Below are 14610 nucleotides of genomic sequence, written 5' to 3' on the forward strand. Positions count from 1 at the left end.
CCCGTCACTTCAGCCGCCGCACGGTCAGCTCCGCCAGCTTGTGCATCCGGTCGCACGGATTGCCGTCGGGCGCGAACATCCCGTAGGACATGGACCATTCGAAGAAGTCGTCGTCGAGCTGCACGGCGAGGTCGCAGACCTTGCTGTCCGGCTCGAGTGCTTGCCAGCCGGTGCGGCCGCCGACCTCGATCGCCTGGGTGGTCCGCCCCTGCGTGGTGACCCAGGCCTTCTCGCGGTCGATCGGGCTGCCCCGATAGGACGCGAAAGTGACGCTGGGCGAACCCAATCCGGCGGACTGCCAATTGCAGCCAACCGAGTTCTTCAACGCCTGGGAGATCTGACCGAGCCCCGCGAGATCACGCACCTCGTCGTCGGTGGCATGCCCGCACTCGCCGACGAACGGGCCGAGCGTGGCGACCTTGGGCGGCGGACGCAACGGAGTGTTCGAGGTGTCCGAGTCGCCGCCCGATCCGCACGCGGAAAGCAACAGCGCGAAGACCGTGCCCGTGACGATCGCCGACTTGATCCGCATGCCTGAGACTCTACCGGCGAGACCGGTGTGGGCGACCTGCTCGACCGATCGGCACGGATGCCCGCAGGCATCGGCGAGTCGGCACCTGCCTCAACCGCTACTCGTGCGGGACGCGGAGTTCATAGGCGCCCATCGAGTCGATGTAGGTGCACTGGGCCGGGCCGGTCTTGTATTTCGACATGGCGCCGAGGCAGGCGTCGAGGGTGGGGTAATAGGTGGGGGTGGGTTCGGCGCGCGAGGTGGCGTCGGTACCGAGGGTGAGGGCGACGGCCAGGGAGAAGGCGGCGGCGGATCTGTCGAGCACTGCGGCGGCCCCTTAAGCATCCGGCGAGTCAACGGAGCGTACTGCCGGATGCTCAGGGCCACAACCGATCACAGATTGCCGCGGGCCTCCTGTTCCCGTTCGATCGCCTGGAACAGCGCCTTGAAGTTGCCCTTGCCGAAGCCGAGCGAGCCGTGCCGCTCGATCAGCTCGAAGAACACGGTGGGGCGGTCGGTGATCGGCTTGGTGAAGATCTGCAGCAGATAGCCGTCCTCGTCGCGGTCGACCAGGATGCCGCGGCGCTGCAGTTCCTCGACCGGCACGCGGACGCGACCGATCCGGGCGCGCAGTTCCGGGTCCTCGTAATAGGAGTCGGGCGCGTCGAGGAACTCGACGCCTTCGCGGCGCAGCGCGTCGACACAGGCCAGGATGTCGCCGGTGGCGAGCGCGATGTGCTGGACGCCGGGGCCGCGGTAGAACTCGAGGTACTCGTCGATCTGTGACTTCTTCTTGCTGACCGCGGGCTCGTTGAGCGGGAACTTCACCCGGTGGTTGCCGTTGGCGACGACCTTGCTCATCAGCGCCGAGTACTCGGTGGCGATGTCGTCACCGACGAACTCGGCCATATTCGTGAAACCCATGACGCGGCGGTAGAACTCGACCCACTCGTCCATCTGGCCGAGCTCCACGTTTCCGACGACGTGGTCGATCGCCTGGAACAGGCGATTGGGCGCGCCCTCGCGCGGCTGGTAGCCGGCTCGGCGCGCGACGTAGCCGGGCAGGTACGGCCCGTTGTAGCCGGAACGGTCGACCAGGGTGTGCCTGGTTTCGCCGTAGGTGGCCAGGGCGGCGGACCGGACGGTGCCGAATTCGTCGGTCTCGTCGTGCGGTTCGACGAGGACGGTGGCGCCGTGGTTGCGCGCCCACTCGACGCAGCGGTCCACGTCCGGCACCTCGAGCGCGATGTCGACGACACCGTCGCCGTGCCGGTCGTGATGGGCGACGAGCGGGCTGTCCGGGTCGACCGCGCCCTTGACCACGAAGCGGGCGCCGCCACTGCGCAGCACGAAGGCTTTGTGGTCGCGGTTACCGGTCTCGGGACCCGAATACGCCTCCAGTCGCATACCGAAGGCGGATTCCAAGTAATGGGCGGTCTGGGTCGCGTTACCGACGACCCAGACGAGGGCATCCCAGCCGATTACGGGAAAGTTGTCGACACTGGTGTCGTGGTCCACGAGTCCGACGAGCTTGCGCAGCTCACCGTCGGTGGGGGCGGTGCCGGACTGGCTGTTTGCCGTGCTGGACCGGGCATTCGGCATCTGCTCGATGGTCATGCACCAAGTAATCGTCAGGGTCGCCGGATAGGCAACAGCGGCGATTTTCGTTAGACACTCTGGCGAATCCGGCTAGGAAGTGCCCCGAAATGCTGGACAATTTGAATAGCATCAGCTGGCTGGTGCTATCCACGGCTGGAAGGCCAGCCTGTGCTCGGAACGGAGGCCGCCAATGTCACGCACGCCGGCGAAACTGGACGAACTCGATCTCGCGATCCTCACCGCGATGCACGAATACCAGAAGGCGGGCATCCTCGAGCTGTCCCGCCGGACCAGGGTGGCCAGGGCCACGGTGCAGTCCAGGATCGGGCGGATGGAGGAATCCGGCGTCATCGCCTCCTACGACCCGCAGATCGACGTTACCGCAGCGGGTTTCGACGTGCAGGCGTTCGTCACGCTGGAGATCGCGCAGGGCGCGCTGGACTCGGTCGCCGCCGAACTCGACATGATCCCAGGGGTTTTGGAGGCCTACGCGACCACCGGTTCGGGCGATGTGTGGTGCCGGATCGGCGCCGACTCGCACGCCGGGCTGCAAGCGGTGCTGCTGAGCATCGACCGCACCTCGTCGGTGGTGCGGTCGCACAGCGTGATCGTGTTGTCCACCGTGGTGCCGTTTCGCACCCTGCCGCTCTTGCGCACCCTCGATCCGGCGGGCGGCACGAAGGCTCCGGCCTACCGCGCGGCGCACGAACGGTAGCGCGGCTCAGGGACGCACGTCGGCGCCCACCTCCAAGATCTCGACCCGCGGTTCCTTGTCCGCCTCCAGAAAGGCGAGCAGGGCATGTGCTTCGGCTTCCACCGCCGCGCGTTCGGCCTTGGTCCACTTGCGGGTCGGACTGATCCGCAGGCGTGCCGTACCGGACTCAGGGAAGATCTTGTAGAGACCGGCGAGGAAGCCGTCGACCAGCACCGGGGCGACCGCGGCGGCGAACGCGCGCAGCGGCGGCGCCGCGCCGTCCGGCACGATCCTGCTCCGATCCTGGTGCGAGAGCAGGGCATTGTCGTACCAGCCGAGCAGGCGCACCGGCGCCGGAAGTTCCGGATCGGCGAGCTCGCCGTCGGCGGCGTCGTAGAGGGTGCGGCCGCGCTCGTCGGTGTAGGTGCGCACGCGGTCGCCGAGCTGGGCGATCGCCTGCTTCATGCCGAGCAGCTTCGACCAGGTCTGCATGTCCATGGTGGACGCCGGGCCGAAGGCGCGCAGGTATCGAAGCAGCAACTCCGCCAATGGGTAGGTCGGGTCGAGCGGTGCGCCGAGCCACGGCTCGACCCGGGACCAGACCGGCCTGCTGCTGTCCTTCCACTTGCCGCGCGGCGGGGTTTGCAGCACCGGAAGCAGAATGAGCCACGCCTGCACGACCATGCCCGGGTTGCGGTCCGGGTAACACTCGGCGGCATGCAGTCGCAGGTCGGCGGCGGACATCGGTTCGTCGCCGAGCACCCGTTCGCCGTGCGCGCGCACCTCGTCGGGGTCGAGGCCGACCAGCGCGCCGTAGTTGAAACCCTTTCGGAACGGGATCTTTTCGAGCTCCGGCTGCATGAGCGGCGCGATCCGCAACGCGTCCGGCGGCGTCACCATGTGAATAGTGCCGCGCATCAAGGTGATTCGGGCCAGCGTCCGATCCTCGAGCGCGTTCGAGATCGTCGCGGGATCGAAATCCGCTATGCGACTCCACAATGCGACGAACGGCGGCGGTGAGTCCTGCGCTTGCAGGCCGACGAGGTGGTCGCACATCTCGTGCACGGTGCGCTGCGAGCGCTCCAGTAGATGCTGGCGGGCGAGCAGCGTGCGGTTCAGTATTCGGTCGGAGAGCATCATGATTCGCGCCGCCTCAGCGCAGCGTGACCACGACCTTGCCGGTCGCCGTCCGGTTCTCCAGCGAGGCGATCGCCTCCGCCGCGCGCTCCAGCGGGTACAGCACCGGCTCGGGCGCGGCGATCTTGCCCGCCGCAAGCAGCGGCGCCACCTCGGCCCACTGCTCGGCCAGGTAGCCGGGGTGCGTCATCACCCATTCGCCCCAGGCCGCGCCGATCACCTCGACGTTCTTCAGCAGCAGCCGGTTCACCTTCACGGTGGGGATCTCGCCCGCGGTGAAGCCGACCACCAGCAGCCTGCCCGCCGACGCGAGCGAACGGATGCTGTCGGTGAAGCGGTCGCCGCCGACCGGGTCGAGCACGATGTCCACGCCGCGACCGCCGGTCAGTTCCTTCACCGCGGCGAGCCAGCCTTCGGCGAGCACCACATCGGTGGCACCGTTCGCGCGGGCCACCGCCGCCTTCGCCTCGGTGCTGACCACCGCGATCACCCGGCCCGCGCCGAGCGCGGTCGCCATCCGCAGCGTCGAGGTGCCGATGCCGCCCGCGGCACCGTGCACGAGCACCGTCTCGCCCTCGGCGAGCCTGCCACGATTGCGCAGGCAGAAGTGCACGGTGAGATCGTTGAACAGGATGCCTGCCCCCGACTCCAGGGAGACGTTGTCGGGCAACGGGAACACCATCTGCGCGGGCGCGACGGCCGTCTCGGCCATGGCGTTGCCGAGCAACGTCAGCGCGACCACCCGGTCGCCTGCCTTGACGTGCGCGTCGGCCGACGCTTCGCGCACGACGCCCGCGACCTCGCCGCCGACCACGAACGGCAGTTCCGGCTTCATCTGGTACAGCCCGCGCGACATCAGCACGTCCGGGAACGCGACACCGGCGGCGTGCACGTCGATCACCACGCCACCCGGATACGACTTGGGCTCCGGGATGTCGACGATCTCGACCGACTCCGGTCCCTCCAGCTTGCTGACCTGGGCTGCGCGCATCTGCCGACCTCTCTGTCGTGGCACCGGCCTCGTCCGCGCCGGCGCCGCCGTGATCAACGTAACCCGCGTCGCCGCGCCGTGCGCACCCTGCCCGCGTTGCTACCCGCACGCGACCGCCGCGACCTGCTCGACGCCCCTGTTCCGCGGACCCCGTTTTGCTATGCTGACCGCGACCTATGGTCGGGCGTGAAGGGGGACTCATGGTCGAGCGGAATCAACCATCGTCGACGAGCGTGCAGGTCGATCCGGACGCACTGCGGTCCTTCGCGCAAACCCTCGGCACCGAGGCGGGCGAGGTGACCGGGCTCAACGCGGGTGGCGCGTTCACCGCCGCGGCCACGGCGCTACCCGGCACCGAATTCGGTACCGCGGCACAGCAGGCGAACGATGTGGTCAACCGCTGCCTGCAACGGATCGGCAATCGGCTGACCACCATTGCCGACAATATGCACAACGCCGCGGGGAAATACGAACTGGCCGAGGACGACTTCACCGCGAAGCTGCGCGCGATCGGACTGCCATGACCCTCACCATTCCCGACGTGGAGAACTGGAAACCCGAACAGCTCACCGCCGCAGGCGAACACGCGGGGACCGTCTCGCAGGGCCTGGACGCCGCCGTCGGCAAGGGCGTCAGTCAGACGAAATCGCTGGAAGACACGAAGCTGTGGTCCGGAACGGCCGGCGCCGCCGCGAACGCGCGCATGGACACCGAGAAGACCAAGGCCTCGCCGGTCAGTGCCGCACTGCTGGAATTGAAGACAGCGTTCACCTCCCAGACGCAGAACCTGATCGAAGCGAAAACCAAGGTGCTGCAACTGCGCGACGACGCCGTCAATCAAACGCCCTCTTTCGATGTGGAGCCGAACGGCACCGTCAATGCGACGACCCGGATCGCGGCGCTGCGCGAGCATGCGGACAAGGCGAACGTAGAAGGGCTCATTTTCCAGGAGTCGCTGCAGGCGGCGACTCGGACGTGGGAACTGACCAATGCGCTGAAGACCGCGGAAACCGTTGCCAACCAGGCGACGACACAGGTCGACGCGGCGGTACGCAAGTTGGAGCAGGCGTTCAATGGACTCGGCGAACCCGCCACGAATGTGGCGCCGCCGGTGCAGACGGCACCGGCCAGCGTCGCGACGCCGACCCCGGTGAGCAGCAGTACTTCGTCGAACAAACCGAGTTACGCGATGGGGAACAACAGCAATTCCGGGTCGTCCTCCGGCAGCCCGTATACCGGAAGTTATTCGGGGAGCTCGAGCGCGCCGACCGGTCCGTTGCCGAGCGGTGATATGGCGAAATGGATCGCGGAGGCGAAACAGAAACTCATCGAAATGGGTTACGACCCCAAGGATATCGATGAGCGCGCTATCGCGATGATCATCCAGCACGAATCGGCGGGCAACCCCTATGCGGAAAACCGGTGGGACAGCAACTGGTTGGCGGGACACCCGTCGAAGGGGCTGATGCAGACGATCGACAGCACCTTCAACGCCTATAAGGCGCCGGGGCACGACGATATCTGGAATCCGGTGGACAACATCATCGCCGGCGTTCGCTATTCGATCGATACGTACGGCTCGGTCAAGAATGTGCCCGGTGTGGTGGCCGTCGAATCGGGCGGCGCGTACCGCGGCTACTGACGGTTCCGCTCAGCGCTGGGCGTTGGCCAGCACCGCGTATTGCGCGGCCGCCCGTTGCTGCGTTTCCCAGAGTCGGGCGCCGAGTACCAGCGCCGCGTATCTCCGGTACGCGACGAAGCAGCGGAACTGCGCGTCCTTCGGTGCGACATAGTCCTGCACACACACTGCGCCGTGCACATCCGACGGCGGATCGACCGCACGGCGGTCCACCGGGTTGCCGAGTTCGGCGGACTCCGCGACGAATCGTGCCGCGGCGGCGTCGTCCCCGGTGCGGAAGCCGAAAGCACTGGGTGCCACCGCAACCCGATCTACCCCCGCCCGGCGCAGCACCGGCAGCCGACCCGATTGGTCCAGCACGTAGTTCAGGTAGCCGCGCAACGTCAATACCACCTCGCCCTGCCCGTCGGGCCCGGCGACAACCCCCTGGTCGTGGATGACCCTGGCCAGCAACCCGTCCGGATCCTGGCGCAGCGTGTTGAACTGTCCGACCGGGGTCGGCGTGAACTTGTCGAGCTCGGCTACCTCGGCATCGAGGTACTTCTGGGTCGCCTCGACCAGCCGATTGATATCCGCGGACCGAGAATCCGCGAGCACACTGATCACGTAGATCCCGTGCGGGGTGGTGCTACCCAGCGTCGGCACCGACGGACGCCAATGTGCCCGCGCTTGCGGGTACTTGGGCAGGCTGACCGCGACGTTCTCCGGATTCAGGGCGAAATCCACGGCGTCGAGCTCGGCCGCCGCGGCCTTCGCCGCCTCCGCATCCCGCAGACGCAGCACCGTCACGGTGAGACCCTCGCGCTGGCGACTGCCGGCCGCCGCCGTGGTGAGCGGCAGCACGTCCTCGGCCGAGCCGGTCGAAAAACCAAGGACGAAACCATGATTCAGCAAGACCGGCACGGTGGGCTCGGCGAGATACCGCGTCACCGACGCGACATCGGTATGCATGAGGGCCGACGCGCCCGCGGAGTATCTCGCGTCCACTTCGTGTGGGCTCAGTACCGCATCCGCCATGCGCGCGGCCTCCAGCCGGGCGTACCCGACATCGTCCAGGCGGGCCGAGATCTTGGCCGGCGTGGTCGCGAACTTGCCCGTATCGAGTGAGCGCACGTCGATCTCGGCCGAGACGCCGGTGCCGCGCACCGGCGATGCGCAGCCCCCGGCCCCGACTACGGCGGCGAGAACAGCGAGGAGTGCCGTGACCGCGCGTGGATTCCAGTTCATCAGTTCACCCGGGGAAGGTTGTCGAGGACATTCTGCAGCACCAATTGGGCTGCCAGACATCTGAATTCGGGACGTTCGTTGAGCGTCGGATTCTCCACCCGCACGGTCACCACCTCCGCTTCGCTGCTGTTGATGCCGCGATACTGACTGCGACGTTCACAGGTTGGCGATCGCAACTCCGCCTCGTCGGTGAAGACGATATTGCCGCCACCGAGATCGAACGGGATCGGCTTCTCGGTCGGCACCAGCACCTTCGAGCGTTCCAGCGCGACGGTGACCGTGCCGGTGGAGATCCACTTGCAGCTGTGCAGCTGATCCGGAGCACCGCGGACCTGCTCGCCGATATTCAGCTTGACGACGCTCGAATCGACCAGGGCGCACGGGTCGTGCGGGGCGAGCGAGGTGCGTAAGCCCGGCAGCTGTGGCGCGCGCTCGGTCAGCCGGCGGGCCAGCTCCTCGGCCGCATCGTCGGCGGCGCCGCACATCCGCGCGGATTGCCCGCCCTGCACCCGTACCGCGATCCCGAACTGCGGTTCGGTTTTCGCGGGCAGCAGTGCCCGCCCGCAGCTGTCAGTTCCGCTGGTCACGTCCTCCAGGACCGGGACTCCCGCAACACGTGTGCCGTTGTCGCGATAGCCCTCGATGCGCTTGATGTCGACGTCGAACCGGGACCCACCCGCCGCACCCGAGCATGTTCCCCACTGGGTAGAGCTCGGCTCCTCGGTCCACTTACCCAGCGAGGAGACCAGCGGCTCGTGCATCGCGGCGCAGACATCCATCGACCGCAGCTTCGTGAGATTCAGCGCGGCAAGCGGATTCGCCACCGGACCTGCGGGCCGCTCATCCTCGCCACCGAACAGGGCCGTGCCGGCCAGGACACCGCCCACCAAGACCACCACGGCCGCGGCCGCGATCAGCACCCGCTGCCGACGCCGCTGCAACACACCGGCGCGTTGGATCTCGACGAGCGCTTGCAGCCGCTGCTCGAAGTCGTCGGCGTACGTCGCCGCGACCGGTGTCGGCGCGGCCGCGACGAACTGGGTGGCCTCCGGGTCGGCCAGCAACGCCGACATCTCCGCCTCCTGCGCGCCGATCGCCTTGTGCACCTGCGCCGACCAGGGGCGATGCTGCGGCGGCAGCGGGCCGAGGAAGTCGAGCAGCTGGGCGGGCGTCGGGCGCTCCTGCGGGTCCTTGCGCAGGCACGGCTCCACCAATTCCCTGACCTCGGGCGACAATCCGCTCAGGTCGGGGTCGGTGTGCACGATGTTGTAGAGCGTGTGCGGCAGCGAGGCGCCCGCGAAGGGACTCGCGCCGCCTGCCGCCATCGCGAGCACCGCGCCGAGGGAAAAGATGTCGCTGGCGGGCGTCAACGGCAGCGACTGCGCCTGCTCCGGGGACATGAACGCGGGCGAACCGATGATCGAACCGGTGTGCGTGAGCTCGGATCGGCCCTCGACCGCTCTGGCGATACCGAAATCGATCACCCTCGGACCGTCCTCGGCGAGAATCACGTTGGCGGGCTTCAGGTCTCGGTGGACGAGGCCGACGCCGTGGATGGCCTGCAGCGCCGAGGCGAGGCCGATCGCCAGCTTGTGCACCTCCTCCGGGGTCAGCGGGCCGTAGTCCTGAACCGCCTTGTCCAACGGCACCCCCGGCACGAAAACCGAAGCGAGCCAGGGTTCTTCCGACTCGACATCGAAGTCGATCACCGCGGCGGTGAAGGCGCCGGAGACCTGCATGGAGGTCTGCACCTCGCGACGGAACCGAGGCAGGAAGTCTTCCTCGGTCACCAGGTGCTGGTGCACCTGTTTGATCGCGACCAGGCGACCGTCCGGGCCGACACCGAGCAGCACCCGCCCCATGCCGCCGGAGCCGAGCTGGCCGAGCAGCCGGTATCGGCCGATCTGCTGGGGTTCATCGCGCTCGAGCGGGGTAACCATCACAAGCTCCTCAGTCGGGTCACGACGCCACCGAGCACTGCTTCGGTAGCGGCACAGGCTGTTTCGGCGGCACCGGGCCCGGTCGGTTGCGCGGTCACGGCGATCAGTTCTCCTCGGTCTGCGATGGTCGGCCGGACCAGATGGTAGGTCGCGCACGTGCCGTCGGGGTCGATGCGGCGCGCGGACGGGAAGTCGCCGAGGGTGCCGCCGTTCACCAGGAGGCTGGTGTACTTCGGGTCCACATCGACCCGCTTCCCCTCGGCGGTGTGCACGGTGATGGTGAAGCGACCACCCGCCCAGGTGCAGGTGTGCGCATCGACCGGGACCGGGGCCGAACCGGGGCCCGCCTGTGCGGTGATCAGGTCCTGAGCCACCGAGTCGCACGGGACCATCCGGACAACGGACTGCTTCGGCGAACGCACACTCGGCGGACTTGTCGCCAGTCGACCGGCCACGGCTTTCAAGGCGTTTTCCGCAAGTGCGCAGGAATCGCCAACTGCCGCAGTGGTTTTCACCTCTACACCGAGCCTCGGCTGGTCACGTACCGCGATGGCCCGCCCGCACGAATCCGCACTCCCCGACGTGTCGAGCACGGGGCGGCCCGCGATCTGCTGCGCCAAGGTCTTGCCACCCGCCACGGCCGTACCGACCCCGACGGTCAGCTGCGTCTGCCGTCCACCGGGCTCGACGAATTTCGTGCCACAGATCGATGAATCCGTCAGCTCCGGGGCGACGGGCTGCCCCAGCTGTCCGACCACATCGGTGCCGAGCAACGCGCAGGTGTCCGTGAGCCGCAACTGCTCGTCGGTCAATTCCAGGGTGCGATTCGCCATCGGGTCCGGGGGCGCGGTTGTAGAGCCGCGGGTGACGAGAAAGGTCGTGCCGGCACCGGCGGCCAAGAGGACCAGTACAGCCGCTGCGGCAACCCATCGCGAGGTCCGGCGTGGCGACCGCTGCGGCACTTCGCCACCGGTGTCCACCCAACGCTCGGCCTCCACCCGATCCTGCGTGATCTGCCGCCGCACCCCGGCAGACCAGCCGGACCTGGCGGTCATGTCGGCCACCGAGTCGATCAGTTGCCGCGGGAGCGGGCGATGCGCGGGGTTCTTGTCCAGGCAGGCATCCACGAGGGGCCGCAAGGGAGCAGGCACGCGACTGGTGTCCGGGCGGTGGTGCACAACGTTGTACAAGGTCTGCGGAGCCGAGGCGCCGAGAAACGGGCTCTCCCCCGTCGCCGCCAGGACCAGCATCGCGCCGACCGAGAAAACGTCACCGGCAGTGCCGAGTTCGTTGCCCGACGCCTGTTCCGGCGACATGAAGGCCGGGGAGCCGACGAGGGTACCGGTACTGGTGAGCTGAAGGTCCGTCTCCAGCGCGCGGGCGATGCCGAAATCGATAACGCGCGGGCCGTCCTCCGCGAGAAGAACATTGGACGGTTTGAGGTCGCGATGGATCATGCCCGCCCGATGAATCTCCACCAGGGCGGAGCCGAGGCCGGCGGTCAGCAGGCGTAGGCCGCCGAGCGACATCGGGCCGTGCTGGTCGACGGCCGCCCGCAACGAAGGGCCCGGCACGAAAACCGAGGCCAGCCACGGCGCTTCGGCGTCCGGATCGGCGTCCATCACAGCGGCGGTGTACGCACCGGTGACGCGTTGGGAGGCTTGCACTTCCAGCCGAAAGCGGGCACGGAACTCCGGGTTCTTGGCCAGGTGCCGATGGATCATCTTGACCGCGACCAGCCGGCCGTCGGGTGCGCGGCCGAGCAACACCCGACCCATGGCGCCCTGGCCGATAACCGCGATCAGCCGGTGGCGGCCCGCCGTGCGCGGATCGTGTCGGCCGAGCGGCTTCACCGTGGTCCTCCCCTGTAGTGCCTGTTCGGGATCGTACCGGCGCGGGTCGGCCACGTCCTGGTGTCGCCGGGTCAGGCGAGTGTTCGTCCGTCGGCGGCGAGGGCGGCGCGGAGCCTACCTATCGCGGCCGGTCCGACACCGTGCAGGGCGGCCAGATCGCGTTCGGTCCACGAGGCGAGGTCGTCGAGATGGCAAATGCCGGCCGCGGCGAGGGCACGTTCGGCCGGTTTGCCCAGTTTCGCAGGCAGATCCGAAACGCTCATGTCTGCCATGATGCCTGGTAGAAGGGTTGCAGAAGGGGATACCGTTGGTAACGGACGCACTCGACGCGATGGTGTGACGTACGCCCCGTAAAGTCGTCTCACAACAGCACCACACGAAGAACGCGGCACACCGTGCAGCGCGAGGAGCACCAGTGTCACTCGATCAGCCACTCGCCCCGCTTCCCCAGGAGGGCATGGGCTTTGCTTCGGCGTGGCCCATCCGGGCGGGCGATGTGGACCCCTACGACCGGCTGCGGTTCGACGCCGTGGCCCGCTACCTGCAAGACATCGCCTGGGAAAATCTGCACAAGACGTTCTTTCACCGCACCGATCCGAATTGGATCGTGCGCCGCACGGTGATCGACGTGATCCGGCCGATCCTGTGGCCGGACGAGGTGCAGCTGTTGCGCTGGTGCTCGGCGCTGTCCACCCGCTGGACCAATATGCGCGTGCGGGTGACGAGCACGAACGGCGGTCTGATCGAGACCGAGGGCTTCTGGATCAATATCAGCGAGGCGACCGGGATGCCCGCGCGGATCAGCGACGAGGGTCTGGCCTACCTCGCGCGGACGACCCAGGAACACCGCCTGCGCTGGCGGCCTTACCTGACCGACGCCACCCCGTCGGAATCCGACACCGACATGCCGTTCCCGGTGCGCGCGACCGACATCGACCAGTACAACCACGTCAACAACGCCTGCTACTGGCAGGCGGTGGAACAGTTCATGGTCGAGTACCCCAAGCTGCTCGCCGGTCCGCATCGCGCGGTCATCGAGTACGTCGCGCCGGTGCTGGCGCGCCAGCATGTGACCGTCCGCAGCCGCTACGAGCCGGGTGATCGCACCGGGCGGCCGGTGCTGCGGCTGTGGTTCGTGGTCGGTGGCACGACCACGACCGTCGTCCGCATCATGCCGCTGCCGCCGGAATAAGTAACGCCCGCACGCGCCGCCGGATCAAGCGAATTCGAGTACGCCGACCAGCAGCCCGCGTCACCCGAATCGTCCAGGGACGAACGCGCCGACCGGAAACCGCGATCCGGTCGGCGTGCCGTCGACTCAGCCGCGTGCGGCCTTGAGCAGGTCCTCGCGCGTAGTGAACTTGACCCGAGGCCGTCCGGCGGACTTGCCAGCGGCCCGCTCGGCTTGATCGATCGCCCGCCACCCTTCCCGATCCACCAGATCGCTCTGCCGCTGGCCGAGCAGCGCCTTCAGCGCCGCCCGATCCGCCTCGGGCGCAGCGAGTTTGCCGCTGGTGAAGTCGGAGATCAGGTTCTCCACCGTCTCCTCGGCGTCGATCCGGTTCGAGCCGATCACGCCACGGGCGCCCCGCTTGATCCAACCGCTGGCGTACACCCCGGTCAGCGGCGTACCGTCCGCGCCGAGCACTCGGCCGTGCTCGTTCGGCATCACCCCGCGCCGCTCGTCGAACGGCACGTCGGCGACGGCCGCGCCGCGGTAACCGATGGAGCGCAGCACCAGCGAGGCGTCCATCCGCTCGGTGCGCTCGGTCTGCCGCGCCGTCAGTTGGCCGTTCTCCTCGAACAATTCGTTGTGCGCGAACTCGATCGCCTCGACCTGCTCGGTGCCGACGAGCGCGGTGGGCGAGGCCAGGTAGCGGAAGACGATCCGCTTGTGCGAAGGGTCGCGCCGCCCGCCCGCGTACTCCTCGGCGAGGGTGTACTTGAGCTTCAGCGACGGCTCGACCTGCGGGTCGTCCAGCAGCGCCTGGCTGGCGTGATCGAGCGCGAGGTCGGACTCGTCGACGATGACGTCGATGCCCTGCAGGTGGGCCAGCGCTAGGAACTCCGACGACGTGTACGCCGCCTGCAGCGGGCCGCGCCTGCCGAGCACCACCACCTCGCGAATATTGCTGCGCCGCAGGGCGTCCAGCGCGTGGTCGGCGATGTCGGTCTTGGCCAGCTCGTCGGGGTCGACGGTCAGCACGCGGGCGACGTCGAGCGCGACATTGCCGTTACCGACGATCACCGCCCGCTCGCCGGACAGGTCGAACTCTCGGTCCGCGAAGTCGGGGTGGCCGTTGTACCAGGCGACGAACTCGGTGGCCGAGTGACTGCCCGGCAGATCTTCCCCGGGCACCCCGAGTTTGCGATCGGTCGACGCGCCGACCGCGTAGATGACGGCGTGATGGTGCCGCAGCAGCTCCTCGTGCGAGATGTGCGTGCCGACCTCGACATTGAGGTAGTACTGCAGGGTTTCGCGCCGGAACGCGGACTCGAACAGGCTCGACACCGTCTTGGTGCCCGGGTGATCGGGGGCGACGCCGGCCCGGACCAGACCCCACGGGGTCGGTACGCGGTCGAACATCTCGATCTCCACGTCCGCCCTGCGCAGCAGCTCGTCGGCCGCGTAGCAGGCCGCCGGGCCCGCGCCGACGATCGCGACCCGCAGGGTGCCGAGCTCCTTCGGCGGCCGCGGCGGCGTCACGATCGGGTCGAAGTTCGATTCCAGCGGATGCCGCTCGAAATAGGCCGCATTGATCTCGCGGTATCTGGCCAGCGATGCGGTCAGGTCGTCCTCGGAGAAGATCGCCTCGACCGGGCACGCATCGACGCACGCACCGCAGTCGATACAGGTGTCGGGGTCGATGTAGAGCATCTCGGTCGTCGCGAACTCCGGTTGGTCCGGGGTCGGACGGATGCAATCGACAGGGCACTCGGAAACGCAGCTGGCGTCGTTGCAACAACGCTGCGTGATTACGTAGGCCATATTGTGCAGATCCTCGAAGATGTACGTGGG

Annotated in this window: 14 protein-coding genes; 4 read left to right on the top strand and 10 right to left on the bottom strand. The window is 68.0% G+C overall.

The window, feature by feature from the left end; all coding sequences use genetic code 11:
* Positions 1 to 4 precede the first annotated feature (4 nt).
* From ACIHA7_RS05155 to hppD, 3 genes are all read right to left on the bottom strand, one after another.
* Entirely contained in the window at positions 5 to 532 is a 528-nt protein-coding gene (locus tag ACIHA7_RS05155) for a DUF3558 domain-containing protein (protein WP_397285704.1), read from the bottom strand.
* Between the two features lie 97 nt (positions 533 to 629).
* A complete protein-coding gene (locus ACIHA7_RS05160; protein WP_397285706.1) occupies positions 630 to 836 on the bottom strand; it encodes a hypothetical protein in 207 nt (68 codons plus the stop codon).
* Positions 837 to 904: 68 nt separating this feature from the next.
* The gene (hppD, locus tag ACIHA7_RS05165; protein ID WP_397286522.1) at positions 905 to 2113 is read right to left on the bottom strand and encodes a 4-hydroxyphenylpyruvate dioxygenase; all 1209 of its coding nucleotides are present in this window, start codon (positions 2111 to 2113) and stop codon (positions 905 to 907) included.
* Positions 2114 to 2300: 187 nt separating this feature from the next.
* Between hppD and ACIHA7_RS05170 the strand changes: the two genes are divergently transcribed.
* Entirely contained in the window at positions 2301 to 2825 is a 525-nt protein-coding gene (locus ACIHA7_RS05170; protein ID WP_107659462.1) for an Lrp/AsnC family transcriptional regulator, read from the top strand.
* Between the two features lie 6 nt (positions 2826 to 2831).
* On the opposite strand, the gene ACIHA7_RS05175 is transcribed toward ACIHA7_RS05170, so the two are convergent.
* Both ACIHA7_RS05175 and ACIHA7_RS05180 read right to left on the bottom strand, forming a co-directional pair.
* Positions 2832 to 3944 carry a winged helix DNA-binding domain-containing protein gene (locus ACIHA7_RS05175; RefSeq protein WP_397285708.1) on the bottom strand — a complete coding sequence of 371 codons (1113 nt, stop codon included), beginning with the start codon at positions 3942 to 3944 and terminating at the stop codon, positions 2832 to 2834.
* Between the two features lie 13 nt (positions 3945 to 3957).
* Entirely contained in the window at positions 3958 to 4932 is a 975-nt protein-coding gene (locus ACIHA7_RS05180; RefSeq protein ID WP_397285710.1) for an NADPH:quinone oxidoreductase family protein, read from the bottom strand.
* A 200-nt stretch (positions 4933 to 5132) separates the two neighbouring features.
* Between ACIHA7_RS05180 and ACIHA7_RS05185 the strand changes: the two genes are divergently transcribed.
* A complete protein-coding gene (locus ACIHA7_RS05185) occupies positions 5133 to 5456 on the top strand; it encodes a type VII secretion target (RefSeq protein WP_107659465.1) in 324 nt (107 codons plus the stop codon).
* Entirely contained in the window at positions 5453 to 6574 is a 1122-nt protein-coding gene (locus tag ACIHA7_RS05190) for a transglycosylase SLT domain-containing protein (RefSeq protein ID WP_397285713.1), read from the top strand. The genes ACIHA7_RS05185 and ACIHA7_RS05190 overlap by 4 nt, the downstream gene beginning before the upstream one ends.
* A 9-nt stretch (positions 6575 to 6583) precedes the next feature.
* On the opposite strand, the gene ACIHA7_RS05195 is transcribed toward ACIHA7_RS05190, so the two are convergent.
* From ACIHA7_RS05195 to ACIHA7_RS05210, 4 genes are all read right to left on the bottom strand, one after another.
* Complete coding sequence (locus ACIHA7_RS05195; protein ID WP_397285715.1) at positions 6584 to 7798, bottom strand: hypothetical protein; 1215 nt, start codon at positions 7796 to 7798, stop codon at positions 6584 to 6586.
* A complete protein-coding gene (locus ACIHA7_RS05200) occupies positions 7798 to 9738 on the bottom strand; it encodes a serine/threonine-protein kinase (RefSeq protein ID WP_397285717.1) in 1941 nt (646 codons plus the stop codon). The genes ACIHA7_RS05195 and ACIHA7_RS05200 overlap by 1 nt, the downstream gene beginning before the upstream one ends.
* Complete coding sequence (locus ACIHA7_RS05205; protein WP_397285719.1) at positions 9738 to 11591, bottom strand: serine/threonine-protein kinase; 1854 nt, start codon at positions 11589 to 11591, stop codon at positions 9738 to 9740. Before ACIHA7_RS05205 ends, ACIHA7_RS05200 begins: the two co-directional genes overlap by 1 nt.
* Before the next feature lie 71 nt (positions 11592 to 11662).
* Positions 11663 to 11854, bottom strand: coding sequence for a hypothetical protein (locus ACIHA7_RS05210; protein WP_397285721.1), 192 nt, complete (start codon positions 11852 to 11854; stop codon positions 11663 to 11665).
* A gap of 152 nt (positions 11855 to 12006) precedes the next feature.
* Between ACIHA7_RS05210 and ACIHA7_RS05215 the strand changes: the two genes are divergently transcribed.
* Positions 12007 to 12783, top strand: coding sequence for an acyl-[acyl-carrier-protein] thioesterase (locus ACIHA7_RS05215; protein WP_397285723.1), 777 nt, complete (start codon positions 12007 to 12009; stop codon positions 12781 to 12783).
* A gap of 126 nt (positions 12784 to 12909) precedes the next feature.
* Here the strand turns inward: ACIHA7_RS05215 and ACIHA7_RS05220 are convergent, their stop codons facing one another.
* Positions 12910 to 14580: an FAD-dependent oxidoreductase gene (locus tag ACIHA7_RS05220; protein WP_397285725.1), complete on the bottom strand. Its 1671-nt coding sequence runs from the start codon at positions 14578 to 14580 to the stop codon at positions 12910 to 12912.
* Positions 14581 to 14610 lie beyond the last annotated feature (30 nt).

This window comes from Nocardia sp. NPDC052316 (genome assembly GCF_044547795.1).
In the GTDB taxonomy this organism is placed as follows: domain Bacteria; phylum Actinomycetota; class Actinomycetes; order Mycobacteriales; family Mycobacteriaceae; genus Nocardia.

Excerpts from the sequence above, each read along its gene's own strand:
- ACIHA7_RS05220 (WP_397285725.1), bottom strand. The coding sequence starts at position 14,580 with ATGGCCTACGTAATCACGCAGCGTTGTTGCAACGACGCCAGCTGCGTT.
- ACIHA7_RS05195 (WP_397285715.1), bottom strand. The coding sequence starts at position 7,798 with ATGAACTGGAATCCACGCGCGGTCACGGCACTCCTCGCTGTTCTCGCC.
- ACIHA7_RS05185 (WP_107659465.1), top strand. The coding sequence starts at position 5,133 with ATGGTCGAGCGGAATCAACCATCGTCGACGAGCGTGCAGGTCGATCCG.
- ACIHA7_RS05170 (WP_107659462.1), top strand. The coding sequence starts at position 2,301 with ATGTCACGCACGCCGGCGAAACTGGACGAACTCGATCTCGCGATCCTC.
- ACIHA7_RS05210 (WP_397285721.1), bottom strand. The coding sequence starts at position 11,854 with ATGAGCGTTTCGGATCTGCCTGCGAAACTGGGCAAACCGGCCGAACGT.
- ACIHA7_RS05155 (WP_397285704.1), bottom strand. The coding sequence starts at position 532 with ATGCGGATCAAGTCGGCGATCGTCACGGGCACGGTCTTCGCGCTGTTG.
- ACIHA7_RS05200 (WP_397285717.1), bottom strand. The coding sequence starts at position 9,738 with ATGGTTACCCCGCTCGAGCGCGATGAACCCCAGCAGATCGGCCGATAC.
- ACIHA7_RS05175 (WP_397285708.1), bottom strand. The coding sequence starts at position 3,944 with ATGATGCTCTCCGACCGAATACTGAACCGCACGCTGCTCGCCCGCCAG.
- ACIHA7_RS05180 (WP_397285710.1), bottom strand. The coding sequence starts at position 4,932 with ATGCGCGCAGCCCAGGTCAGCAAGCTGGAGGGACCGGAGTCGGTCGAG.
- hppD (WP_397286522.1), bottom strand. The coding sequence starts at position 2,113 with ATGCCGAATGCCCGGTCCAGCACGGCAAACAGCCAGTCCGGCACCGCC.
- ACIHA7_RS05190 (WP_397285713.1), top strand. The coding sequence starts at position 5,453 with ATGACCCTCACCATTCCCGACGTGGAGAACTGGAAACCCGAACAGCTC.